The sequence below is a fragment of the Enterococcus sp. 7E2_DIV0204 genome (assembly GCF_002140855.1).
GTDB classification, from domain to species: Bacteria; Bacillota; Bacilli; order Lactobacillales; family Enterococcaceae; genus Enterococcus_L; species Enterococcus_L lemimoniae.
In genome coordinates this window covers 504,690-529,133 of the sequence record NZ_NGKY01000001.1, presented here as the reverse complement: position 1 = coordinate 529,133, position 24,444 = coordinate 504,690, and the positions used below count along the sequence as shown (strand labels likewise).

Sequence of the window (24,444 nt, the reverse complement as noted above, 5' to 3'; positions counted from 1 at the left end):
TTATGAAAATATTAATAACTGGCGGCGGAACAGGCGGACATATCTATCCTGCTTTGGCTTTCGTTAATTATGTAAAAAAAATCGAACCAAATACTGAATTCATGTATGTGGGAACAGAAATAGGCTTGGAAATTCAAATTGTACCTAAATACAACATCCCGTTTAAAACGATTAAAATCCAAGGGTTTCGTCGTTCGCTTAGTCCGCAAAATATTAAAACGGTCTATCTTTTTCTCAATAGTATTGGAAAAGCAAAAAAAATCATTAAAGACTTTCAACCAGACGTTGTGATCGGAACGGGTGGTTATGTATCAGGTTCAGTTGTATATGCAGCAAAACAATTGAAAATACCAACGATTGTGCATGAGCAAAATAGTATACCAGGTATGACAAACAAATTTTTAAGTAAGTATGCAACTAAAGTTGCTATTTGCTTTCCAGATGTGGCTGACTATTTTCCTAAAGATAAAGTAGTTTTAACTGGAAATCCACGAGCACAAGAAGTTGTGATGATTGAAAAGACAGATGTTCTAAAAGAATATGGCTTGGATCCTAACAAGAAAACTGTGGTCATTTTTGGTGGAAGCCGTGGTGCTCTGAAAATCAATCAAGCATTTATTGAAGCATTGCCTCTTTTTGAACAAAGAGACTACCAAGTACTTTATGCATCAGGAGAGCGATATTATAAAGAATTACAAGAAACATTAAATCTTTCCGAAAAGAAATTGACAAACATAAGCATTCGGCCTTATATTGATAAAATGGCAGAAGTTTTAGCTGCTGCCGATTTGATGGTTGGCCGAGCAGGAGCAACATCTATAGCAGAATTTACAGCGTTGGGGTTGCCAGCAATTTTGATTCCTAGTCCGTATGTTACAAATGACCATCAAACAAAGAATGCTCAAAGTCTGGTTAAATCTGGAGCGGTTGAAATGATTGCTGATCAAGAACTTACTGGTCTTAAATTAGCGACTGAAGTCGATGGGATTTTGTTGGATGAAACACGTCATCAAGCGATGGCGACAGCTTCTAAACAAGAAGGTATTCCTGATGCTGCTGAAAGACTTTATAAAGTGGTAAAAGAAATTATTTGATAGGGGGTGTAAAAGATTAGTAAGAAAAAAGATGCTTCAAAAGGACCAGAAGAGCCACAGGTCGATCCTGTAGAACTTCCAGATGAACAAAACCTGACTCCTTGGCAAAAAGAAAATTTAGAGTATTTAAAAACACAAGGCGATCAGCCGATATGGAATTCTTCTAAAGAAACTGATGAAACAGAGACAGCGTTGGAAGAGGAAGAAAACGAAACAGTAGCAGAAGAATCTGCTTCGGAAAATCCCGAAACAGAAGAGAAACAAAAGAAAACTTACGAATCTTTTGCAGACCGCTTACCAAAAATAAAAGAAGTGCGCAATAAACGACTGTATCGACGACTGACATTGATCGTTTCCGTCTTTTTGATTGCAATAGTCATTGTGCTCTATTTTGTTTCGCCACTTAGTAAGTTAGGGAATATTAGCGTGACGGGAAGTGAAGCTGTAGATAGCCAGAAGATCATTGTGCAATCTAAGCTAGAAAAAGGTAAGAGCTTGTGGGAGCAATTTGGCGACAGAAAAATTTATGAAGAAAAAATTGAGCGTCAACTACCACGTGTGAAAAAGGCCTCGATCTCATTGAACGGAATCAATTCATTCAATATCAAAATCGATGAGTATAAAGTAGTTGCTTTAGAATCTGTTAACAATGTTTACCATCCAATTTTAGAAAATGGAAAAATTTTACCAGAAGAAATGAAAGCACCTGTGAGTGGTATGCCTGTTTTTCAAAACTTTAAAGACCAATCGATCATTAAAAACTTAATGAATTCTTATAATAAACTGCCTGAGGATTTGAAGCAAAATATCTCAGAAATTCGTTATGCGCCTTCTAATGCAAACAAAGAATTGATTAATCTTCACATGAAAGACGCAAATGAAGTGATCGTAAATATCTCTCAATTAGAGGAGAAAATGGCGTATTACAGCAAGGTAGCAAGTCAAATGGAGAAGCCGGGAATCATCGATATGGAAGTCGGTATTTTCTCATATCCTTTTAATAATGAGGCGACTGAAGAAAGTGTAGAAGAATCTTCACAGGCGGTAGAATAAAGTTAAGAAAAATAAAAGAATAAAATAGTAGAATCTGCTTTCTAAAAAGCCTATGTTTATGGTAAAATTGAAAGAAGTGAGTATTCATAAAAAATATATATGTAAAAGGACATTTTATGCCCGCATACATATTGGAATTAATAGGAGGAGGAACCCCATTCATGGCAAAGACAGGAATGTATGTAGGCCTTGATATTGGTACAACGTCAGTAAAAGTTGTAGTGGCTGAGTTTATTGAAGGTCAAATGAATATCATTGGCGTAGGAAACGCAAAATCTGATGGATTAAATCGAGGGATCATTGTCGATATCGATAAAACAGTAAATGCGATTCAAAGAGCAGTAAGACAAGCAGAAGAAAAAGCGGGAATTCAAATTAAAAGTGTGAATGTGGGGTTACCAGCAAACTTACTTGAAGTTGAAAATTGTCAAGGGATGATCGCTGTTAGTAGTGAGTCAAAAGAAATCACTGATGAAGATGTAAGAAACGTAGCATCGGCAGCTCTGGTTCGTTCAACTCCTCCTGAACGTCAAATCGTGGCCATCTTACCACAAGAGTTTACGGTAGATGGATTTGAAGGGATCAAAGATCCTAGAGGAATGATTGGCGTTCGTTTAGAAATGTTCGGAGTAGTTTTCACAGGTCCGAAAACAATTATCCATAATACAAGAAAATGTGTTGAAAAAGCTGGCTTGACGGTGAATGAATTAGTTATTATGCCGTTAGCATTAACAGAGACAGTTCTTTCAGACGGTGAAAAAGACTTTGGAACAATCGTCATCGATATGGGTGGCGGACAAACAACGACTTCTGTGATGCATGATAAACAATTGAAGTTTACACATGTGAATCAAGAAGGTGGCGAATTTGTCACTAAAGATGTTTCTATCGTTTTGAATACATCGTTCAATAACGCTGAAGCATTGAAAATCAACTATGGTGATGCTTATCCTGAAAGAACATCAGTTAGTGAAGAATTTCCGGTTGATGTGATTGGTAAATCAGAACCTGTAAAAGTGGATGAACGTTATCTTTCAGAAGTAATCGAAGCAAGAGTTGAACAAATTTTTAAAAAGTCTAAAGAAGTGTTAGACGAAATCGATGCTTTAGAACTTCCAGGCGGAGTGATCCTAACTGGTGGCGGCGCAAGCCTTCCAGGTGTGGTTGACTTAGCACAGGAAATTTTTGATGCGAGTGTGAAATTATATGTGCCTAATCATATGGGGTTACGTAACCCAGTATTTACAAATGTGATCAGTATCGTAGAATATTCTGCTCAACTAAATGACATTTATCATATTGCAAAAGGTGCGATTCCTGGTGAGAAGATCAAATCATCCCAACCAATCGCCATTCAACAAGAAGTACAATATGATACTTATGCAGATACACCACAAGATGATTACGATGATTCTGAAATACATGAATCTGGTGAAAAAGTTACTGGCAAGATCAAAGACTTCTTCTCAAACATTTTTGACTAACAATTAAAACAGGAGGAAACGATACTATGGAATTTTCTTTAGACAATAACATTAACAATGGCGCTGTCATCAAAGTTATCGGTGTAGGCGGCGGCGGTGGTAATGCTGTTAACCGTATGATCGATGAAAACGTTAAAGGCGTAGAATTTATCGCGGCCAATACAGATGTACAAGCCCTTAAAAACTCAAAAGCAGAAACAGTGATCCAACTTGGACCTAAATATACACGTGGTTTAGGTGCTGGATCTCAACCAGAAGTCGGTCAAAAATCAGCAGAAGAAAGTGAACAAGTTCTTTCAGATGCCTTACAAGGTGCAGATATGATTTTTATCACAGCTGGTATGGGCGGCGGAACAGGAACTGGAGCAGCCCCTGTAGTTGCTAAAATCGCCAAAGAACTAGGCGCTTTAACAGTAGGTGTTGTTACGAGACCATTTAGCTTTGAAGGACCAAAACGTGGACGCTTTGCTGCTGAAGGAATTGCTCTTTTAAAAGAAAACGTTGATACGTTATTGATCATTTCAAATAACCGTCTATTAGAAGTTGTAGATAAAAAAACACCAATGCTAGAAGCATTCCGTGAAGCAGACAATGTTTTACGTCAAGGTGTACAAGGGATTTCAGATTTGATCACAGCACCAGGGTATGTTAACTTGGATTTTGCTGATGTGAAAACAGTTATGGAAAACCAAGGAACTGCTTTGATGGGAATTGGTGTTGCTAGTGGTGAAGACCGTGTGATCGAAGCAACTAAAAAAGCTATTTCTTCTCCATTGTTAGAGACATCTATTGATGGTGCAGAACAAGTATTGTTAAATATCACTGGCGGACTAGACATGACCTTATTTGAAGCACAAGATGCATCAGATATCGTAACAAGTGCAGCAACTGGTGATGTAAATATTATCTTAGGTACTTCTATCAACGAAGATTTAGGGGATGAAATTCGCGTTACAGTTATTGCAACAGGAATCGATCCTTCTAAAAAAGATCGCAAATCACAACGTCAACATAGACCTACTCAAATCCAAACGGTACAACAAGCACCAGTATTGGATATGGAGCAATCAAAACCAGCTCCATCACAACCACAACCTCAAGAAGAAACAAGCGCTTTTGGTGACTGGGATATCCGACGTGAGCAAAACGTACGACCTAAAGTCGAAGATACAACATTTGAAAATGTTGAAAAGAAAGATTTTGAAACATTTCATCGTGAAGAGCCATCACAAAACAATGACGATGAGTTAAACACACCACCATTTTTCCGTAGAAAAAGATAGGAGCGACTTTTGATCATGCTAGTTGATAATTTAGAAAAAATAAATCAAGAAATTCAGCTGGCATGCCAAAAAGCTTCACGGTCAGACAATGATGTAACAATGATTGCTGTGACTAAATCAGTGGAAAAAGAGATCGCCAAGGAGCTTGCTGAACTTGGTGTTGAGAATATGGCTGAGAACCGAGTCGACAAATTACTAGAAAAAAAAGCGGCACTTGAAAATTTTTCATCTATTAAGTGGCATTTGATTGGTAATTTACAGCGTAGGAAGGTAAAATCAATAATAAATAAGATAGATTATTTTCATGCTTTGGACAGTTTGAAATTAGCACAAGAAATCCAAAAACGAGCAGAAAAGCAAATTTCCTGTTTTGTTGAGGTGAACGTAACCGGTGAAGAAAGTAAACATGGATTCAAATCAGAGGAAGTACTCGATTTTATCCATCAGCTAGCTGAGTTTGATCAAATCAAAATCATAGGATTAATGACTATGGCTCCGTTAGATGCTTCTGAACCAGTTCTTCATGAAGTATTTTCTAAGCTAAAAAAACTGCAATCAGCAATAAATAATCAGCATCTGTCATATGCACCATGTACAGAGCTTAGCATGGGAATGAGTAACGATTTCCCGATTGCTATTGAAGAAGGTGCAACTTTTGTACGAATCGGAACAGCATTATTCAGAGGTGCGTAAAGGAGGGGAATCTATGTCAATTTTTAGTAAAAATGCGTTATCGAGCTTTTTTGGATTATCTGGTGAAGATGAATATGATAATTATGATGAATATGAAGAGCAAAAGGTAGTGAATGAACAACCAAGACAGACGGTTCGACAAACACAAGCACAGGTACAAAGACCGACTGCAACTGAGCCTTTAACCGAAAAACCATCTGCTCGTTATCGTTCAACAGAAACGCATCAAGATAAGAAAGAAAGCCGTCAGGAAACAGCATTTAATGAACAAAAGGTTGTCTCCATGCGTAGTTCTAATAACTCAAGTTCAAAACGTTCGCAAGATACACATAGCGCAAGTAGACCAGGGAAAATAACGATTATTGAACCGAGGGTTTATTCTGAAGCAATGAATATTGCTAAACATATTATTGCAAGTGATGCTGTATTGATTAATTTTCATTTAGTGGAAGAAAATCAAGCAAGAAGAATTGTTGATTTTCTAACAGGAACGGTTTATGCATTAGATGGAGATATTCAACGTGTAGGCGATGAAATTTTTCTTTGTACACCATCAAACATTGAAATTGATAGCGCAACGGCTCAATCATTAGCGAAGAAACAAATGTTTGATTTCTAGTCAGGAGGTAATGATTATCGCTCTATTTATATATTTATTATATAAGGCTGTTCAAATTTATTCAGGACTTTTAATCATTTATGCATTGTTATCTTGGTTTCCAGGAGCCTACGATTCTACATTTGGTCGATTGATTGCAAGAATTTGTGAACCTTACTTAAGCATATTTGACCGATTAAATTTGAGAATAGGCATGGTAGGTTTTAACGTAATGATTGCAATCATTGTATTAAATTTAGCTGCTAGTGCACTGGGACGGATTTTACAATCACTCATGTATTAATAAAAGAAAGGATGATTTATCTGTGAACGCAAATGTGTACCAACATTTTCGAAAAGATGAGCATCCTTTTATTGATTTTGTTGGAGATTGGTTGGAACAGGTTGAAAGTCAGTATGCTCCTTATTTATCTGACTTTTTAGATCCTAGGCAAGCTTATATTTTAGAAACATTGATACGGCAAAATAGTGAGCTTGAGTTCCAATTTTACGGTGGATACGAACAAGCTGAGCGGAGACGCTGTCTGATTTTTCCAGATTACTATGAACCAAAAGAAGAGGATTTTGAAGTAGAATTACTTGAAATTGTTTATCCTGTAAAATTTTCTACCTTATCTCACGGTAAAGTACTAGGAACCCTAGTTAATACAGGGATCAAGCGTGAATATTTTGGTGATATTATTTCTGATGGTGATAGGTGGCAAGTATTTGTTGCGAAAGAAGTAGCAAATTTTGTTATAACTCAGGTAGAGAAAATCGGGAAAATTTCAGTAAGACTAGAAAAAAGAAACTATACAGAGATCATTCTTCCAAAAGATGATTGGTCACATGAGCGGACAACAATAAGTTCACTACGTCTGGATAATTTAATCTCTAGCGTATATAATATATCTAGACAGAGATCAAAACAGTTGATCGAATCTGGAAAAGTTAAAGTGAATTGGACGGAGAATATCAGACCAGATTTCTTAGTAGACTTACTAGATATCGTGTCTATTAGAGGTTTTGGCCGAATTCAAATCCAAGAGTTAGAGGGGAAGACGAAAAAGGACAAGTTTCGTTTGTTATTGGGAGTTCTACGAAAATAATCCAAAGAGGTGAAGGAATATGGCATTAACTCCATTAGATATTCAAAATAAGAATTTCTCTACGAAAATGAGAGGTTACAATCAAGACGACGTCGATGATTTTTTAGATCAAGTAACAAAAGATTATGAAGATTCACTTCAAAAAACACGTGAGCTTGAAAAATCATTAAAACATGCTGAAGAAAAATTACAATATTTCAATGAATTGAAAGATGCGTTGAATCAATCAATTATTGTGGCTCAAGATACTGCAGACAAAGTGAAAACAAGTGCGAACAAAGAATCAGAGGTAATCGTAACTTCTGCTGAAAATACAGCAAATGAAATGATTTCTTCTGCTGAAAAACGTTCAAGCAATCTAATTACTTCTGCTGAAGAAAAAGCCAAAGAAATTTTAACAGATGCAACTGATCGTGCTCGTCAATTAGCAGCTGAAACAGATGATCTGAAGAAGAAAACACGTGTCTTCCATCAACGTTTGAGCTTAATGTTAGAAGCGCAATTAGAGCAAGTGAAAAGTGAAGAATGGAACGAATTATTAAAACCATTCTCAAGTTACGTAAGTGACTCACATACTGTTATCAAAGAAGTCTTAGCAGGTGAACTTGATAGTAGCAATGATGTAGTTGTTGAGACAACACTAACTGAAGAACCAACTACAGTGGATGAACCAACATTAGAACAAGCAGCTATGGATCCAAAAGCAATGTTAGATCTATTAAATAAAGATCCTAAATAATTTTGTAAATAAATAGAACAGAAAAGTCAATAACCATTCTTTTAGCGAGTCAATGATAGTGCAAGTTTGACAGACCCTGGTATTGAAAAGATCCTCTATTTTACTCAAGTTTGAATCAAGTAAAACTTGACGAGTGATTTCGTTAACAATTAACAGAGGAAATAATTGAGTTGATCGATTATTTTAAATTTGGGTGGTAACGCGAGTACTTTCGTCCCTTGGGATGAAGGTACTTTTTGCTGTTCATCACTACGACTGGCTCCGCCAGAGTAGATGATGAACAGTACTTGGCGACTGCAAGGAGCGAAGTAACCTCACCAAAATGTCTGATAAAAAACAAAGCAAGTGATCCGGTTTAGACTATATTTCATTTATTAGCAGCATGACTTATTAAGCAATCGTTACAAAAGAAAGCGAGGAAATAAAAATGAAAATGAAAGAAACATTACAGTTGGGGAAAACAGCTTTTCCAATGCGTGGGAATCTGCCAAACCGCGAGGTAGAGTGGCAAAAAGATTGGGAAGAACAAAAAATCTATGAAAAACGTCAAGAATTAAACGAAGGGAAACCAACATTTGTCCTTCATGATGGACCTCCATATGCAAATGGAAATATCCATTTGGGTCATTCATTAAACAAGATCAGTAAAGACATCATCATCCGTTCAAAATCTATGTCAGGATTTCGTTCACCATATGTTCCTGGTTGGGACACGCATGGGTTGCCGATCGAACAAGTGTTAACAAATAAAGGTGTTAAAAGAAAAGAAATGACTTTAGCTGAGTATCGTGAAAAATGTGAAGAATATGCCCGTTCACAAGTAGATACACAACGTGCTGATTTTAAACGTTTAGGTGTTGCTGGAGACTGGGAAAATCCTTATATTACATTAGATCCCTCATACGAAGCAGCTGAAATTCGAGTGTTTGGAAAAATGGCTGAAAAAGGGTATATCTATAAAGGTCTAAAACCAATTTATTGGTCTCCTTCAAGTGAGTCATCATTGGCAGAAGCTGAAATTGAATATAAAGATGTTAAATCACCTTCTATTTATGTAGCCTTTAAAGTAGTTGATGGCAAAGGAATATTAGATACAGAGACTTCGTTTGTGATCTGGACGACAACACCTTGGACATTACCTGCGAATTCAGGAATTTCGGTAAATCCAATATATCAATATGTCCTTGTAAATGCTTATGGCAAAAAATATGTAGTGGCAAAAGATCTTTTAGAAAAAGTTAAAGAAGCAATTGGCTGGGATGAAGTTGAGATTTTAGAAACGATTTCTGGTAAAGATCTAGAATATATGACAGCACAGCATCCATTCTATGATCGCACATCGTTAGTAATGTTAGGGGACCATGTAACCTTAGACGCTGGTACTGGATTAGTTCATACGGCTCCTGGACATGGTGAAGATGACTATATTGTAGGGAAGAAATATAATTTAGATGTTCTTTCACCTGTGGATGACCGTGGTGTATTTACAGATGAAGCCCCAGGTTTTGAAGGGATTTTCTATGATAAAGCAAATCCAATGATTACGGCACTACTTGATGAAAAAGATGCACTCTTAAAATTAGATTTCTTTACCCATAGTTATCCACATGACTGGCGTACAAAGAAACCAGTGATTTATCGTGCTACACCACAATGGTTTGCTTCAATCGATAAGTTCCGTCAAGACATCTTAGATGAAGTTGAAAAAGTCGATTGGATCCTACCTTGGGGAAAAACGCGTTTATACAACATGATTCGTGATCGTGGCGATTGGGTTATCTCTCGTCAACGTGCGTGGGGCGTACCATTACCGATTTTCTATGCTGAAAATGGCGAAGCAATCATTACGCCGGAAACAATTGATCATGTAGCGAATCTTTTTGCTGAACATGGATCAAATGTTTGGTTTAAGCGTGAAGCTAAAGAGTTATTGCCGGAAGGTTTCACACACCCAGGTTCTCCAAATGGTGAATTTACAAAAGAAAATGATATCATGGATGTTTGGTTTGATTCTGGTTCTTCACATGAGGCTGTCTTGCGTGAACGTCCAGAACTAACTTTCCCAGCTGATATGTATCTAGAAGGCTCTGATCAATACCGTGGCTGGTTTAATTCAAGTATTACAACAAGTGTAGCGATCAACGGAGTAGCGCCTTATAAAGCTGTATTATCCCAAGGATTTACCTTGGACGGTGAAGGTCGCAAAATGAGTAAATCATTGGGGAATACGATTTTACCAGATAAAGTAATCAAACAAATGGGTGCAGATATTCTACGCCTGTGGGTAAGTAGTGTGGATTATGAAGCGGATGTGCGTGTTTCGATGGACATCTTGAACCAAGTCTCAGAAGTTTACCGTAAAATCCGTAATACAATGCGTTTCTTATTAGCAAACACAAGTGATTTTGAGCCTAAAGAACACACTGTTGCTTATGAAGAATTACGTTCTGTGGATAAATATATGGTTGTCCGTTTAAATCAAGTGATTCAAGAAATTCGTGAAAAAGGCTATGAAAAATATAATTTCATGCAAATTTATCGTTCAGTAATGAACTTTTTAACAGTTGATCTATCTTCATTCTATTTGGATTTTGCCAAAGATGTTGTCTACATCGAAGCAGAAGATAACTATCAACGTCGTTGTATGCAAACTGTGTTCTATCAAACGGCTGTTGCTCTAACAAAACTTTTAACGCCAATTATCCCGCATACTTCTGAGGAAATCTGGAGCTTCTTGAAAGAAGACGAAGATTATGTTCAGTTAGCTGAGTTCCCAGGTTATGCTGAGTTTGGCAATCAACAAGAGTTATTAGACACTTGGGCAGCGTTTATGGACTTTAGAGATAATGTTCTAAAAGCGTTAGAAGAAGCACGTAATTCTAAATTGATCGGTAAATCATTAGAAGCGAAAGTGACGGTTTATCCTAATGAACAAATCCATGAGTTATTAACAGCTGTTGATGCAGATGTTGCTCAATTATTGATTGTTTCTGGTTTTGAGGTTGCGGCTAAAACGGCAGAAGTTCCTGAAAATGTGGAAAAATTCGATGATATGTCGATTCTTGTGGAAAAAGCAGCGGGTGAAACCTGTGACCGTTGTCGTGCTGTACGCACAGATGTTGGTGAAGATGAAAAATTACCACATTTATGTGCGCGTTGCGCTACAATTGTTGAAGAAAATTATCCAGAAGCTGTGGCAGAAGGATTTGAAGATTAATAAAAAGGACTCTGGAAATTATCCAGAGTCCTTTTTATTAATCTAATTTTCCACGTTCACGATACCAGATATCTGGTTGCCAATCCCAGGTAAATCCATCTTTTGCCAACAGATCAAATGAAGCATCAGGTCCCATCGATCCTGCTGCATAATTAGGGAAATCAACGGAGGTTTTATCCCAAGCTTGACGAATGATATCAACGATACGCCAAGATTGAGCAACTTCGTCCCAATGAGAGAAGTTTGTCCCGTCACCGTTTAAACTATCTAATAATAGCTTTTCATAAGCTTCAGGGCTATTTCCTGTTGTTTCTGCACTATGACGATAATCCAATTTGACGGGTGTCGTCGTGAAGCCTTGACCAATCTCTTTTCCATTTAATGTCATAGAAAATCCTTCTGTTGGTTGAATATAGATTGTTAAGACGTTTGGTGGCAAATCTGTTTTTTCACCACATTTGTCGATGTCGTCTTTAAAAACATTGACTGGTACTTGTTTGAAGACAATATTGATTCGTGTTCCTTTTTCAGTTAGACGTTTCCCAGTACGAATGTAGAAAGGAACGCCTGACCAGCGGAAGTTATCGATCAAGAATTTACCCGCAACGAATGTTTCTATTTGTGAGTGTTCATCAACATTTGGTTCTTCGCGATAACCGATAAATTGCTGATCATCTAATTTTCCTTCACCATACTGACCACGAACAAAATTCTCCAAAGCTTCTTCTTCTGAATACAGACGGATTGCTTGTAATGCTTTGACTTTTTCTGCGCGGATTTCTGCTTCTGAAAAAGCGACAGGTGGTTCCATGGCTAATAATGAGACAACTTGTAAAATGTGGTTTTGAACCATGTCTTTTAAGGCACCACTGTGATCATAATAGCCACCACGATCTTCAACACCTAAGCTTTCTGCAAAAGTGATTTGAACATTATCGATGTAGCGATTATTCCATTGAGATTCAAAAATGTTATTAGCAAAGCGAATTGCGGAAATGTTTTGAATCATTTCTTTGCCTAAGTAATGATCGATTCTAAAAATATCTTTTTCAGGGAAAACGGCCCGAATTTCTTCATTTAACTGATAGGCAGAAGCATAATCAGCGCCAAATGGTTTTTCAATAACTAAACGGTCAAAACCATTATCTGTTAGAATTTTTTGTGATTTTAAATGCTGAACGATCGTACCGAAAAATTGCGGAGCCATAGCTAGGTAGTAAATATGATTGCCGCCTAATTCGTATTTATCACTTAAAGTATCTGATAATTTTTTTAGCGTATCGTAATGTTCAGAGTCATTGACATTGTGAGCTTGATAATAGAAGTGACTTGAAAAAGCAGCGGCTTCTTCTGTTGTTGGATTTAGATCTTTGATCGTTTCACGAACGATTTCGCGGTAGTAATCATCAGACCATTCTCTTCTTGCTGTGCCGATCACAGCAAAATGTTCAGCCAAATTGCCTTTACGATATAACCGGAATAAAGAAGGATATAATTTTCTTTTGGCTAAATCACCAGTGCCGCCAAATATAGTAAATAGAGCTATTTTTTCATTCATTTCATTTCCCCGCTTTCATAATGGAGGTTGTGACAGAAATTTTTCTGAAACCACCAGTTCTTATAATTTATCCACAAAAATAGTGCTTGCTGCTTTATAACTTATCGATAATTTCTTTGTTTCATTACTTATACTGATCGGACCTTCGTAAGCTGCAATATCATTGATCGTGTATTCTTCATGAATTTGTAGATCGATCGAAACAAGATAATCCAATAATTCTTTCTCATCTAAAACGCGAGCGATACGAATTGTAGTCCCAACAGGATAGTCTATTAATGTTTGACGTTTTTCTTCGTGAACAGGTTGATCATCTCTGGGGATGACACCGCCATGAGGACAAAATTTCGGTTGATTCAAGTAAGTAGATAAACGGTTTGCCAAAGTTTGAGAAGTAACGTGCTCTAAGACTTCTGCCTCATCATGAACTTCATTCCAGGAATAGTTTAAATGCTCAACCAAAAAGACTTCCCATAAGCGGTGTTTGCGAATCAGTGTACTGGCTTTTTTTAAGCCTGACTCGGTTAATTGAACACCTTGATAGGGTGAATGTTCGACCAATTTTTCTTTTACTAATTTTGAAATCATTTCGCTGACAGAAGCTGCTGAAACATCTAAGCCCGCGACAATTTGTTTATTGTTGATTTTATTTTCATCGCCACCTAATTCAAAAATCAATTTTAGGTAGTCTTCGCGATTTGGGGTCATATCGTTCATCCTTTCAAAGAAGCCATCAGCATAAGTTTATCAGAAAATTGTTTTTTTGACCATTTAATAATATGTTAATCTTGAAAAAAATGTGTTTTTGACTTTTTGAATCTACAAATAGGGAACAAACACTTGATTGATAACGTTTTCTCGGTTCTTTTTGGCTTATGTTTTAGTTTAAATTGGTGAGTACAGGATTATAAAAAAATGGATTGTTAAAATAAAATTAGAATTTTCGGGAAATGAGAACACCAGTTGATCAACGTTTTATATAATAGAACAAGACTTTTAAGTGAACTTTGCTTTATAATGAAAGTATCATCTTCGAGGAGCGGAAAAAATATGAAACAAAACCAATACATTTTATCGATAGATCAAGGATCAACGAGCTCAAGAGCAATCATCTTCAATCATGATGGACAGGAAGTTGCCAAAGCCCAAAAGGAGTTTACTCAGTATTTTCCAAATCCTGGTTGGGTCGAGCATGATGCTAATGAAATTTGGAATTCAGTTCAGTCTGTGATTGCAGATGTACTGATCGAAGCAAAGTTAAAACCTGCTCAGATCAATGCAATTGGAATCACCAATCAACGTGAAACAACGGTTGTTTGGGATAAACAGACAGGCGAACCGATTTACCGGGCCATTGTTTGGCAATCTAAGCAAACAAATGAATTAGCGGATGAACTGAAAGAAAATGGTCATCAAGAGTTTATTCAAAAACGAACAGGCTTGATCATCGATTCTTATTTTTCTGCAACTAAAGTAAAATGGCTACTAGAGAATGTCAAAGATGCCAAAGTAAAAGCACAAGCTGGACAACTATTATTTGGTACGATCGATACCTGGTTATTGTGGAAACTGACAGGTGGGAAAGTGCATAAGACAGATTACACGAATGCTAGTCGAACGATGCTATTTAATATTCATTCATTAGATTGGGATCAGGATATCTTGGATATTCTGGGTATTCCAAGAATGATGTTGCCGCAAGTGTGTTCAAATGCAGAAATCTATGGTTATACAGAAGACTATCATTTTTATGGAGAAAATATCCCGATTGCTGCAATGGCTGGTGATCAGCAGGCGGCGCTCTTTGGTCAGGCGGCTTTTGAAAAAGGAATGGTTAAAAATACGTATGGCACAGGCGCATTTATTGTGATGAACACAGGGGAGCAGGCAATTTTATCTGACAATGGTTTATTGACTACGATCGGTTATGGAATAGATGGCAAGGTCAATTATGCTTTAGAAGGAAGTATTTTTGTGGCAGGCTCTGCTGTTCAGTGGTTACGTGATGGATTGAAATTGATTGAAAAGGCTGAGGAGTCAGAAGCCTTGGCAAATCAAGTCACAGATTCGGATGGCGTGTATGTTGTACCAGCCTTTACGGGGTTGGGAGCGCCTTTTTGGGACCAGAAATCCAGAGGAGCAGTTTTCGGTTTAACAAGAGGAACAACAAAAGAACACCTGATTCGTGCAACATTGGAGTCGATAGCCTATCAAACCGCTGATGTGATCAAAACAATGGAAAATGATTCTAAGATTACAATTAAGCGATTAAGAGCGGATGGTGGAGCTTCAAAAAATGATTTACTGATGCAGTTTCAAGCAGATATCATTGACAAACCAGTAGAAGCGGCTGATTTTTCTGAAACTACAGCTTTAGGTGTTGCTTATCTAGCTGGTTTAGCCGTCGGTTTTTGGCAAGATTTAGCTGAAATTAAAGCATTTGCTCATCATGGCAAACGATTTGAAGCACAAATCAATGATGCTAAGAGAACGGAACTGTATGATGGCTGGAAAAGAGCAGTTCAGGCAACGATGGCTTTTAAGCCGACTGAATAAAGCATGTGAGAAAGGAGCATGATGATGATGTATCGACCCAAAGTTTGGCAAGATTTTCTAAATGATTATCAAGAAGTAGCTCCTGATCTACGTTTAAGTTCCTATATACAATCGTATTGGATTAGTTATACAGATTCATCTAGCCCGCCAAGTAGAGTCATTCCTGATTTGTGTTCTGACTTAATTGTGCAACTAAGCACTGAATTAGATGTTTTACAGGTCAATATTTGCGGTCCCAGTACACACTTTTTTTATTCATATTCGGATCAGCCATTGATTTATTTTGGTATTCGGTATTATTTAGGCGGCATGTATCCTTTTTTGGGTCAGTCTTTTAAAGGGTTGAAAGATCAGTTGCTGGAGTTAGCTTTGTTTGAAAAAGGCATAGCGACTGAGTTGATTACGTGTTTATCTGGGCAAGAGTCTCTTAGTGCTTTAATCGAGAGTGCAAATCTTTATTTTTTAGAACGTTTGAATCGTTTAACTGTAAAAAAAATCTCAGCACCAATTCAGACATTTTTTGAAGAACATTATCAAGGGATCAGCTATCCTGAAAGTATTGCGAGTAGTTCTTTATCTGAACGTAGTTTACAGCGTACATTTAGAGAAGAAACGGGTCTTTCACCGTATGAAGTATTTGATATTCTACGTTTTCAAAAGGTTTACCAGGAATTGGTCAGTCGACCAACGATTGAGCATCTGGACTTAGTCGAAAAATATGGTTTTTTTGATCAAGCTCATTATTCTCGAAAATTAAAAAAGATGACGGGATTATCACCACAGGCAATCCGTCAGCATGTCGGAATTTTACAAGACAATATTTAAGCTTGAAACTATAATGGAGAAAAGGAATGGAGGGAATCAAAAATGAAACTAGATATGGTCGGAATCATTGTTGAATCGATGGAGGAAGCAATTTTATTTTATGAGCGATTTGGTTTTGAAGCTTTAGGAGAAAAAGAGGCTGCTTATGTAGAACTGAATAACGAAGGAATGCGTATCTCATTAAATACCAAAAAAATGATTGAAGGAGTTTATGGTTATCCGCCCAAAAGTACAGGGGATAAAATCGAATTAGCTTTTATTTGTGATTCTCCTGCGGAAATCGATCGATTATGTGGGAAAATGAAAGGGTTTGGCTACGAACTTTTTCGTGAACCTTGGCAGGCTTTTTGGGGTCAATATTACGCAATTATCAAAGACCCCGACGGTAATTTATTGAGCCTGTTTTGCAATGAGTAGAAGGGGGCAGTAAATGCAAGATAACATTCAGTATTTAAAAGATGAAGCAAGAAAATGGCCAGGGGCTACAGTTGAGTATCGGGAAGATTGGGATTGCGATTATTTTGGCATTGAGAAGAAATGTTTTTGTATGCTTGGGACCAATAAAACGGGTGACCGGGTGATGACGGTTAAAGGTGATCCAGCAGAAAATGAATTGTTACGAGAACATTATTCAGATGTCGTTCCTGGATATTATGCTAATAAAACCCATTGGAATTCATTTTTACTAGAAAATTCTTCTTTTACCGAAGAACAATTAGCTCTATTTTTAAAAAAATCTTATCAGTTAGTTCTTGAAAAATTACCTAAGAAGGTTCAATTGAAGTATCACCAATAAAAGTTAAAAACGCCACTTTAACTGTAAAAGTAGCGTTTTTTTTTGAATTATCCTTGATGTAGATAAAAGTTGATTAATGTAATCACCCAAATATGTAATGGATAGAATACATAAAATAAATATTTAACGAACGGATTATTGCTCCCTTTTTGACCGTTATATAAATGAATAAAAGGAATGACCGTAAGGAATAGAAATTCAGAATTTACTTCAAGCTGTACTTTGATCATCTCAAAAGAATATTCTGGTAAGCCAAGTAGAGGCATGATAATCAAAGGAATTGCCAAAATAAGATAAGAAATATTTCTTTTTTTCGCATTGTCTCTGAAGAAATAACTTAGTAGCATAAATGGTATAACGACAAGCCCACCTTCTGCGGGAATCAAGCCTAAAGTAGTAACCAAGGTCAAAATAATTGCTAAAAGTGTTGATGTTATTTTAAAGAAGGGTTCCTTTATTCGTTTAGAAAAATCGATTAGTGTTAAAATCGTCACGCCAACAGCTAAAGTGATAAAAATATTTCTAAAAGCATAATATAATGGATCTGTGATGATTAGTGTGTTAATCAGCGTATTTCCTATAAACATGATAGTAGCCCAGCCGTATAGACGCAGTAGGTATTTTTTTCGACTGCTTGTGTAATGGAAGCCTTCCACTGCCATAAAGGCAAAAAATACAGCAACGCAGCGGGTCAACATATGGATTGGGGTACCAAATTGTGGCGGTAAAAGTGGTGCAAGATGATCAAGTAGCATTAAGCCCATCATGATCAGTTTTAATTGATTTCCGTTCATTTTATTCTCCTAATTAATTGTTATTTTATTACTTTTTATAGTATAAAAAAATTAAGCTTTTTTTGCGTGGGAATCAACGAACAATTGTCTTACAAAATTGAGAGTGAGAAGTAAGATGAACGTTTATTACAACGATTTACTTCTGATAAAAAACAAATCAATCAGTAGTTGAAGGCCCAAATAGTATTTCCATTACTTTAAAATTATGATAAGCTTGAGTATAGGTTGGTTAGCGATTAAAAAAGGAGAAAACAATGAAAAAAACTGTATTATTTTATGGAGTATTGGTATTACTATTAGGAGGCTGTGCCGCAAAAAGCGAATCTGACTCTGCATCTAGCAGTCCAGTTAAAGAGACAAGTGTATCCAGTACAACGAGTGAAAGCTCGAATAAGGAAGCGGAATCTACTACCAGTACAAAGAAGCGTAAATCAAAAAAAGTAAGGACGCCTTCTAGTACAACTGAAAGTAGTAAGAAAGAAACAGTGAAACAATCAGAGGCAAATGGACAGCTTTTTGTGCCTAATCCAGAAGAAGATGATGAAGAGGTTTATTATGAGTCATCAGGAGATGGGAACATATCAGCTTTTGTTCCAGATTATTCACAATACGATAAAGAACAAGTAATCAGCAAACTAGGGGAACCAAGTCAGATCATCACAGATGGTGCAGTGATTCGAGATCGATTGGAAGAGAGCGAATGGCAATTGATCAAGGAACAGTTTGATCTAGGTAAGTTAACTGAAGGACAAGCAAAAGCCTTTATGTTTGCTACGAAAGATCTATCTTTAGCAGCAGCGATAAGTATGGAGCTAGAATTATTAGTGTACGATGATCAAAGCAAACCTAATATTTACCTATCAGAAAATAGCGTTAAGTTTATTACACCAATGACAGACTATATTGAGTTTACTGGGAAAATCAATACTATATAAATTACTTTGAAGAGAGAAACTAGCGATGGTTTTCTCTTTTTTTTTGCTATGATGGCAATTGTTTATCTGGAAAATATATGCTATTAATTAACTATTAAATCGAAGATGAAAGAAGTGGCTGTATGTGAAAAGTAATTATTTATGTGAATATCAATCAAATTTATTCAGTCTGTCAAAACAAGAACATGAGGAGAAAATCAAGATCATTCAGTTGTTTGTAGAAAATGGCCTGATAAAAATCGGTACAAAGACTTATCCGATTGTGTATGGGGATATTTATTTTATAAATGCTGGGGAAGGCTACTCTATTGTTGAAATAGAAGAAGAGCTAGTGCAAAGTACGATTATGGTGTCAGCTGATCATTTAAAAGAATTAGCCAAAATGTTGGATTTTGAATCCGACTATTATAAAATCTTTGAAAAAAAAGGTCATTTTCATGTGGCATCTCCTCATTACAAAGCGATTGATCGGCGTTTTAAAGAAGCCTTTAGTGTAGTTGCAACAGACAAACCATTTTCAAAAGCGTTATTTGTTTCACGAGTATTTGAATTGCTCAACTATGCTGTTGTGGCGATAGAAAAAAGAAAATAAAAAAGTTGAGAATAATTGTTGACTCTCCCCTAGCTGGAACCTATATGATAAGTTTGTCTCGAGACAGTAAAAAATAGTTGCTTTGAAACATAGTGAATAAAATGAACTGATGTTGAAAAGTACAAGGTGAAGCGAAACGGAACGTTGTCACCATATCTAGCTACGTGGGCTAGCTCTTCGGAAAAAAGATAAAATCTGATTGTGGCAAAAAGCGCCACCCTCCTATTTTCCTATTTTTCTGTCAGAACTGTACGAGCCCGTTACGCTTTTAAATTAGGAGGTAATCATGTTATCAATTGGTGATTTTTCAAAAGTTTCCCAGGTTACGCCCAAAACGCTACGCTATTACGATGAAATCAATCTACTAAAACCAACGTCTACAGATGTTAAAAGTGGCTATCGTTATTATGATGTAAGTCAGCTTGAAATTATTCTTTTGATCAAGAGATTGAAAGAATATACATTTTCTTTAGAAGAAATTAAGCAGGTTCTTGAAAGTGAACAGGATCAAGAATTGTTACAGGTAACGATCAATAAAAAGAAAAAGGAAATCAGCCAAAAGATGCAGAGTTATTCCCGATTATTGGAGCGTATCACTGATGATTTATCGATATTAGAAAGGGGAAATAAAATAATGTCTTATTTGAATACAATCGAAGTTAAACTTACAGAAGTACCAGAAATGAATCTTTTATATCTTAAAAAACAAATGAATGTCAATGAATATGGTCACTATATAGGGGAACTATTTGGTCGTCTAACTGCAGAAAAATTTACGCCCACAGGACCGCCACTAACGATTTATCATAGTCCAGATTTTGATCCAGAAAATACCGATATGGAATTAGCCGTACCGATTGCTGAACAAAATGAGCAAACGAGAACTTTTGCTGCGAGCCTATGTGCAGTGTCTACGTATACTGGTCCTTATACAGAATTATCTTCAGTATATAGCAAGATTTTAAAGTGGATCGAAGAACAAGGGTACACAATGAATGGAGCACCATTTGAAATCTATCAAACAGATCCTAATACCACTGCACCTGATAAAAATATAGTTGAGATCTATTTTCCAGTAGCACTTTGATAAAATCAAGTTGAATAGTGTCATTTAACAGTGATTCCTCAGATTATTAGTCTGTGGGGTTGCTGTTTTATTTATAAGAAGCAAGTTAAAAAAGGTTTAAAATAAGCCTTGAAAATCATTTTAATAGGCATTACTCTTATTCATGAGAACGCTATTGATTATTTTTTTCATGAATAATGACAGTATACATGATTTCTACAAGGAAAAGATTTCCTCTTGTGCGTAATTTAAGTTTTGCAAAAACTATTGACTATATTTGTTTTTCGTGATAGATTGTTTAAAAATATATGAGAAAAAAATGAAAAAATGCTGACCAGAATAGTAGATGAGTTGCTTCGTTTTAGAGAGTTTCCGGTTGCTGTGAGGAAATAGCGAAGGATCATTGAACACGCCTGTGAATTATTTTTCTGAAATCACCCGTTTAGCTTAACGAAATTAAGTTCGTTTTCTAAATTCAGTAGGAAAAATCGGAGAGCCCGTTATCGCTTTTTAGTTTATCTAACTAACAGAGGTTTTTACTGTGAAGTAAAAATAAATCTGAGGTGGGACCACGTGAAACTTATTCTCGTCCTCTTGGCTTATTTGCCAAGGGGACGATTTTTTATTTTGGCTATTAAGTATAGAGGGCGAGCGAAATGGGATGTTGTTACTGTATGTTGTCTAGCTTCAAGAGCTAGCCTCTCGGGAAAAAGATAAAAACTCAATGAGACAAAAAGCGTCTCAGTCATTTTTTTCTATTTTCCAGTCGAGGCTGAACAAGCTCTTTCAGCTTTTAGCGTTATCTAGCTTCGCGCTTCGCGGGCTAGCTCTTCGGAAAAAAGATAAATTCTAAATGAGGCAAAAAGCACCTCAGTTAGAATTTCCTATTTTTCTGTCAGAGCTGTACGAGCCCGCTACGCTTTTAAATTTAGGAGGAAATCGTATGAAATGGAATCGTAGTTTACCGTCAGGTACAAAGGATAAGTTATTTCGAGAAGCTAATGGTGCCTATCAATTAGAGCAACAAGTTAATGATATCGTGAAAAAAAGAGGATACCAGCGTATTGATACGCCAGTGATCGAATTTGAAGATGTGTTTTATAGTGAAGAAAAAAATGAGAAAGAATTTTATCGTTTTTTTGATAAACAAGGTCGCTTACTTGTTTTACGGCCAGATATGACTATGCCAATAGGGCGTGTAATTGCCACAACAGGAATTCAACCTCCGCTTAAATTATCTTATAGTGGAAAAGTCTTCCGCTCAAACGATGATATGTTAGGGGAACAAAATGAACTGACACAAGCTGGTATTGAATTGATTGGCTATTCCTCTTTGAAAGCAGAAGTTGAATGTCTCTCTTGTGCTGTTGAAATTTTAGAGGAACTAGAGATACCTAATTTTCATTTTGAGTTAGGTCATGCACAAATTTTTCGTTTGATTGTAACATCACTGGGATTAGACGAGACAGCAAAAACAGAACTTCAAACGTATTTTAATCATAAAAGCTTAACAGACCTTCAACGATTCGTTGCCATTTATCCTAGTGAACTAGATGCATTTATCTGTGCAATTCCCAGATTGTTTGGTGAAGTAGAAGAAGTCTTGCCAGTCGCTAAAACATTATTGCCTAATGAGTCGAAAATCATCCCAGTCATCGATGAGCTAGAAAAACTAATGAGTGTTATTAAGAGCTATCATGAAACTATTTCATTGACTGTAGATTTAGGGTTAATAACATTGATGGATTATTACACTGGTGTATTGTTTAACGGGTATGCTGATTTAGTTCCAGATATTTTTTTACGAGGTGGCCGATATGATCATTTGGCGGAACAATTTGATCATCCGATGATACCTGCAGTTGGATTAGGCATCAATTTAGATACCTTGGTTACGTTACAGTACCAACTAAATAAGCTTGCTGCTTTAAAACCGCCCACAACGCTAGTTCATAGTTCTTTAGCACAATTGGGCAGAGCAGAATCCTTGGTAAAAGAGTATCCTGATTATCAGTTATCGTTATTTGAAACATTGGAAGAAGCGATAGAATATGCTGAGAAATGGCAATATCGACAGGTAATTGAAGTGCTAGAAAATAAAACACATGTAACAAAGGTAGGTGACCAAAATTGACACAATTAACGATTGCGCTGACGAAAGGGCGTTTGGAAAAACAGACCCTAGCTCTATTTGAACAAGCAGGGATCGACATTTCGTTTATACAGGACAAGCAACGAAAATTGATTTTTATTAGTCCTGATCAACGCTTTAAATTTCTTTTAGTAAAAGCGGCTGATGTGACGACTTATGTGCGTCATGGCGTAGCAGACCTAGGAATCGTTGGTAAAGATGTCTTGATTGAACATCCAGTTGGTTATTATGAAATGTTGGATTTAAAGATTGGTGTTTGTAAATTTTCTGTTGCATCAACAAAAAGTTATCAACCAGATGATTATAAACGAAAACGGATTGCAACGAAATATCCAGCAGTTGCTTCTGAACATTTTCGTAGAAAAGGCGAAGATGTTGAGATCATTAAGATCGAAGGATCTGTGGAAATTGCACCAGTTTTAGGATTAGCGGATGCAATCGTCGATATTGTCGAAACAGGCACAACCTTAAAAGAGAATGGTTTAGAGATTTTTGAAGATATCTGTCCAGTTTCAGCGCGAGTAATTGTAAATAAAGCAATGCTTAAACGTAAACGTCAAGCAATCTTTCGACTGTTTGATGAATTAGAGAATGTGATTGGAGGAGAAATGATATGAACTGGCTGACGGGAAGCACCACAGAAATTTTGACTGCATTAAAAGCGGAGGTAAAGCTAGCCCATGAAGACAATCAAGAGATAGAAGAACAAGTTCGTCAAATCATTCAACAAGTCATTCAAAATGGTGATAAGGCACTAAAAAACTATTCAAAAAAATTCGATCAAGTTGAGCTTGAGGACTTGTTTATATCAAAAGAAACAATCGATTTGGGCTACCAACGAGTAGAGGATGAAGTCCTCAAAGCTCTAGAAGCGGCTAAAGAGAATATTGTGAGTTACCATCAAAAGCAAAAACAGTATGACTTTATGGACACCGAAAAACAAGGTGTACTACGGGGGCAATTAGTGCTACCTTTAGCCCGCGTAGGTGTTTATGTACCAGGAGGGACGGCAGCTTATCCTTCTTCTGTATTGATGAATGTTCTGCCAGCTAAGATTGCGGGAGTTGAAGAAATCATCATGGTCACCCCGCCTTCAGTTGACGGCATCCCAGATGTAATCTTAGCGGCAGCCAAAATCGCTGGTGTAGATAAGATTTTTCAAGTGGGTGGAGCTCAAAGCATTGCAGCACTTGCTTATGGGACTGAAACGGTACCGAAAGTAGACAAAATTGTCGGACCAGGTAACATTTATGTAGCGACAGCTAAAAAACAAGTTTTTGGTACCGTCGGAATCGATATGATTGCAGGACCTTCTGAAATCGGGATTATCGCAGATGAAACAGCTAATCCTGCATACATTGCAGCAGATTTGCTGTCGCAAGCAGAACATGATACGCTTGCCAGAGCGATCCTAGTGACAGATTCAAACCAGCTTGCAGAGCGAGTTGAAAAAGAAATTTATCGACAATTAGAAACATTACCGCGCAAAGAAATTGCAAAACAAGCAATCGAAAATCATGGAATGATCATTATTGCTTCAACAGTTGCAGCGATGTTTACGATCATGAATGAGATCGCTCCAGAACATTTAGAAGTCCAGTTGCTCGATCCAATCAGCTATTTACATGAAATCAAAAATGCTGGATCGATTTTTTTAGGCGACTATGCATCAGAACCAGTAGGAGATTATTTTTCAGGAACAAATCATGTGTTGCCAACAAGTGGTACGGCAAAATTTTATTCACCGTTAGGCGTTTATGATTTTGTGAAGTATAGCCAAGTCACCTATTATACAAAAGAAGCCTTAGCGCAAGCGAAGGAGGCAATAGCACTCCTGGCACGAAAAGAAGGTTTAGAAGCACATGCAAGAGCAGTTGAATATCGGTTTAAGTGATTCTAG

Annotated in this window: 23 protein-coding genes and 1 other annotated feature; of the genes, 20 read left to right on the top strand and 3 right to left on the bottom strand. The window is 36.8% G+C overall.

From position 1 onward, the window contains the following. The first annotated feature begins 2 nt into the window (after positions 1–2). The 10 genes from murG (at position 3) to ileS (ending at position 11,270) form a co-directional block, all read left to right on the top strand. Entirely contained in the window at positions 3–1,094 is a 1,092-nt protein-coding gene (gene murG / locus A5819_RS02540) for an undecaprenyldiphospho-muramoylpentapeptide beta-N-acetylglucosaminyltransferase (RefSeq protein WP_086280142.1), read from the top strand. A 192-nt stretch (positions 1,095–1,286) separates the two neighbouring features. Beyond that, on the top strand, positions 1,287–2,147 hold the full coding sequence (locus A5819_RS02535; RefSeq protein ID WP_254907200.1) for a cell division protein FtsQ/DivIB: 861 nt from the start codon (positions 1,287–1,289) through the stop codon (positions 2,145–2,147). A gap of 161 nt (positions 2,148–2,308) precedes the next feature. Further along, the gene (ftsA, locus tag A5819_RS02530) at positions 2,309–3,631 is read left to right on the top strand and encodes a cell division protein FtsA (protein WP_086280150.1); all 1,323 of its coding nucleotides are present in this window, start codon (positions 2,309–2,311) and stop codon (positions 3,629–3,631) included. Between the two features lie 26 nt (positions 3,632–3,657). Then, positions 3,658–4,914: a cell division protein FtsZ gene (ftsZ, locus tag A5819_RS02525; RefSeq protein WP_086280153.1), complete on the top strand. Its 1,257-nt coding sequence runs from the start codon at positions 3,658–3,660 to the stop codon at positions 4,912–4,914. Between the two features lie 15 nt (positions 4,915–4,929). After that, positions 4,930–5,607, top strand: a complete 678-nt coding sequence (locus A5819_RS02520; protein WP_086280155.1) for a YggS family pyridoxal phosphate-dependent enzyme — start codon at positions 4,930–4,932, stop codon at positions 5,605–5,607. Positions 5,608–5,620: 13 nt separating this feature from the next. Next, positions 5,621–6,226, top strand: a complete 606-nt coding sequence (locus A5819_RS02515) for a cell division protein SepF (RefSeq protein WP_086280158.1) — start codon at positions 5,621–5,623, stop codon at positions 6,224–6,226. Between the two features lie 10 nt (positions 6,227–6,236). After that, the gene (locus A5819_RS02510; RefSeq protein WP_086280162.1) at positions 6,237–6,509 is read left to right on the top strand and encodes a YggT family protein; all 273 of its coding nucleotides are present in this window, start codon (positions 6,237–6,239) and stop codon (positions 6,507–6,509) included. A gap of 22 nt (positions 6,510–6,531) precedes the next feature. Beyond that, entirely contained in the window at positions 6,532–7,314 is a 783-nt protein-coding gene (locus A5819_RS02505) for an RNA-binding protein (RefSeq protein ID WP_086280165.1), read from the top strand. A gap of 19 nt (positions 7,315–7,333) precedes the next feature. Next, positions 7,334–8,053: a DivIVA domain-containing protein gene (locus A5819_RS02500; RefSeq protein WP_086280168.1), complete on the top strand. Its 720-nt coding sequence runs from the start codon at positions 7,334–7,336 to the stop codon at positions 8,051–8,053. A 427-nt stretch (positions 8,054–8,480) separates the two neighbouring features. Then, positions 8,481–11,270, top strand: coding sequence for an isoleucine--tRNA ligase (gene ileS / locus A5819_RS02495; protein ID WP_086280171.1), 2,790 nt, complete (start codon positions 8,481–8,483; stop codon positions 11,268–11,270). A gap of 37 nt (positions 11,271–11,307) precedes the next feature. Here the strand turns inward: ileS and zwf are convergent, their stop codons facing one another. After that, the gene (gene zwf, locus A5819_RS02490; protein WP_086280174.1) at positions 11,308–12,828 is read right to left on the bottom strand and encodes a glucose-6-phosphate dehydrogenase; all 1,521 of its coding nucleotides are present in this window, start codon (positions 12,826–12,828) and stop codon (positions 11,308–11,310) included. 60 nt (positions 12,829–12,888) lie between these two features. Continuing rightward, positions 12,889–13,536: a metal-dependent transcriptional regulator gene (locus A5819_RS02485; RefSeq protein ID WP_086280176.1), complete on the bottom strand. Its 648-nt coding sequence runs from the start codon at positions 13,534–13,536 to the stop codon at positions 12,889–12,891. A 342-nt stretch (positions 13,537–13,878) separates the two neighbouring features. On the opposite strand from A5819_RS02485, the gene glpK reads away from it, so the two are divergent. The 4 genes from glpK to A5819_RS02465 are packed head-to-tail and all read left to right on the top strand — an operon-like array spanning position 13,879 to position 17,005. Continuing rightward, positions 13,879–15,384 carry a glycerol kinase GlpK gene (glpK, locus tag A5819_RS02480; protein ID WP_086280179.1) on the top strand — a complete coding sequence of 502 codons (1,506 nt, stop codon included), beginning with the start codon at positions 13,879–13,881 and terminating at the stop codon, positions 15,382–15,384. Between the two features lie 24 nt (positions 15,385–15,408). Continuing rightward, complete coding sequence (locus tag A5819_RS02475) at positions 15,409–16,209, top strand: helix-turn-helix domain-containing protein (RefSeq protein WP_086280183.1); 801 nt, start codon at positions 15,409–15,411, stop codon at positions 16,207–16,209. Positions 16,210–16,251: 42 nt separating this feature from the next. Then, on the top strand, positions 16,252–16,626 hold the full coding sequence (locus A5819_RS02470) for a VOC family protein (protein ID WP_086280186.1): 375 nt from the start codon (positions 16,252–16,254) through the stop codon (positions 16,624–16,626). A gap of 13 nt (positions 16,627–16,639) precedes the next feature. Continuing rightward, positions 16,640–17,005: an MmcQ/YjbR family DNA-binding protein gene (locus A5819_RS02465; RefSeq protein WP_086280188.1), complete on the top strand. Its 366-nt coding sequence runs from the start codon at positions 16,640–16,642 to the stop codon at positions 17,003–17,005. 47 nt (positions 17,006–17,052) lie between these two features. Here A5819_RS02465 and A5819_RS02460 read toward each other — a convergent pair whose 3' ends face one another. Continuing rightward, positions 17,053–17,799 carry a TraX family protein gene (locus A5819_RS02460; protein WP_086280191.1) on the bottom strand — a complete coding sequence of 249 codons (747 nt, stop codon included), beginning with the start codon at positions 17,797–17,799 and terminating at the stop codon, positions 17,053–17,055. Positions 17,800–18,053: 254 nt separating this feature from the next. Here A5819_RS02460 and A5819_RS02455 point away from each other — a divergent pair, with 254 nt between their 5' ends. The 6 genes from A5819_RS02455 (at position 18,054) to hisD (ending at position 24,438) form a co-directional block, all read left to right on the top strand. Next, positions 18,054–18,734 (top strand): DUF4947 domain-containing protein, encoded by a 681-nt coding sequence (locus A5819_RS02455; RefSeq protein WP_086280193.1) that lies wholly within the window; start codon positions 18,054–18,056, stop codon positions 18,732–18,734. 124 nt (positions 18,735–18,858) lie between these two features. Then, entirely contained in the window at positions 18,859–19,326 is a 468-nt protein-coding gene (locus A5819_RS02450; protein ID WP_086280199.1) for a hypothetical protein, read from the top strand. 286 nt (positions 19,327–19,612) lie between these two features. Further along, complete coding sequence (locus A5819_RS02445; RefSeq protein ID WP_086280196.1) at positions 19,613–20,413, top strand: MerR family transcriptional regulator; 801 nt, start codon at positions 19,613–19,615, stop codon at positions 20,411–20,413. A gap of 300 nt (positions 20,414–20,713) precedes the next feature. Next, positions 20,714–20,989 (top strand) — a binding site (T-box leader). 346 nt (positions 20,990–21,335) lie between these two features. After that, positions 21,336–22,526 carry an ATP phosphoribosyltransferase regulatory subunit gene (gene hisZ / locus A5819_RS02440; RefSeq protein WP_086280204.1) on the top strand — a complete coding sequence of 397 codons (1,191 nt, stop codon included), beginning with the start codon at positions 21,336–21,338 and terminating at the stop codon, positions 22,524–22,526. After that, on the top strand, positions 22,523–23,161 hold the full coding sequence (gene hisG / locus A5819_RS02435) for an ATP phosphoribosyltransferase (protein ID WP_086280207.1): 639 nt from the start codon (positions 22,523–22,525) through the stop codon (positions 23,159–23,161). Before hisZ ends, hisG begins: the two co-directional genes overlap by 4 nt. Beyond that, positions 23,158–24,438, top strand: a complete 1,281-nt coding sequence (gene hisD / locus A5819_RS02430; protein WP_086280210.1) for a histidinol dehydrogenase — start codon at positions 23,158–23,160, stop codon at positions 24,436–24,438. Before hisG ends, hisD begins: the two co-directional genes overlap by 4 nt. Positions 24,439–24,444 lie beyond the last annotated feature (6 nt).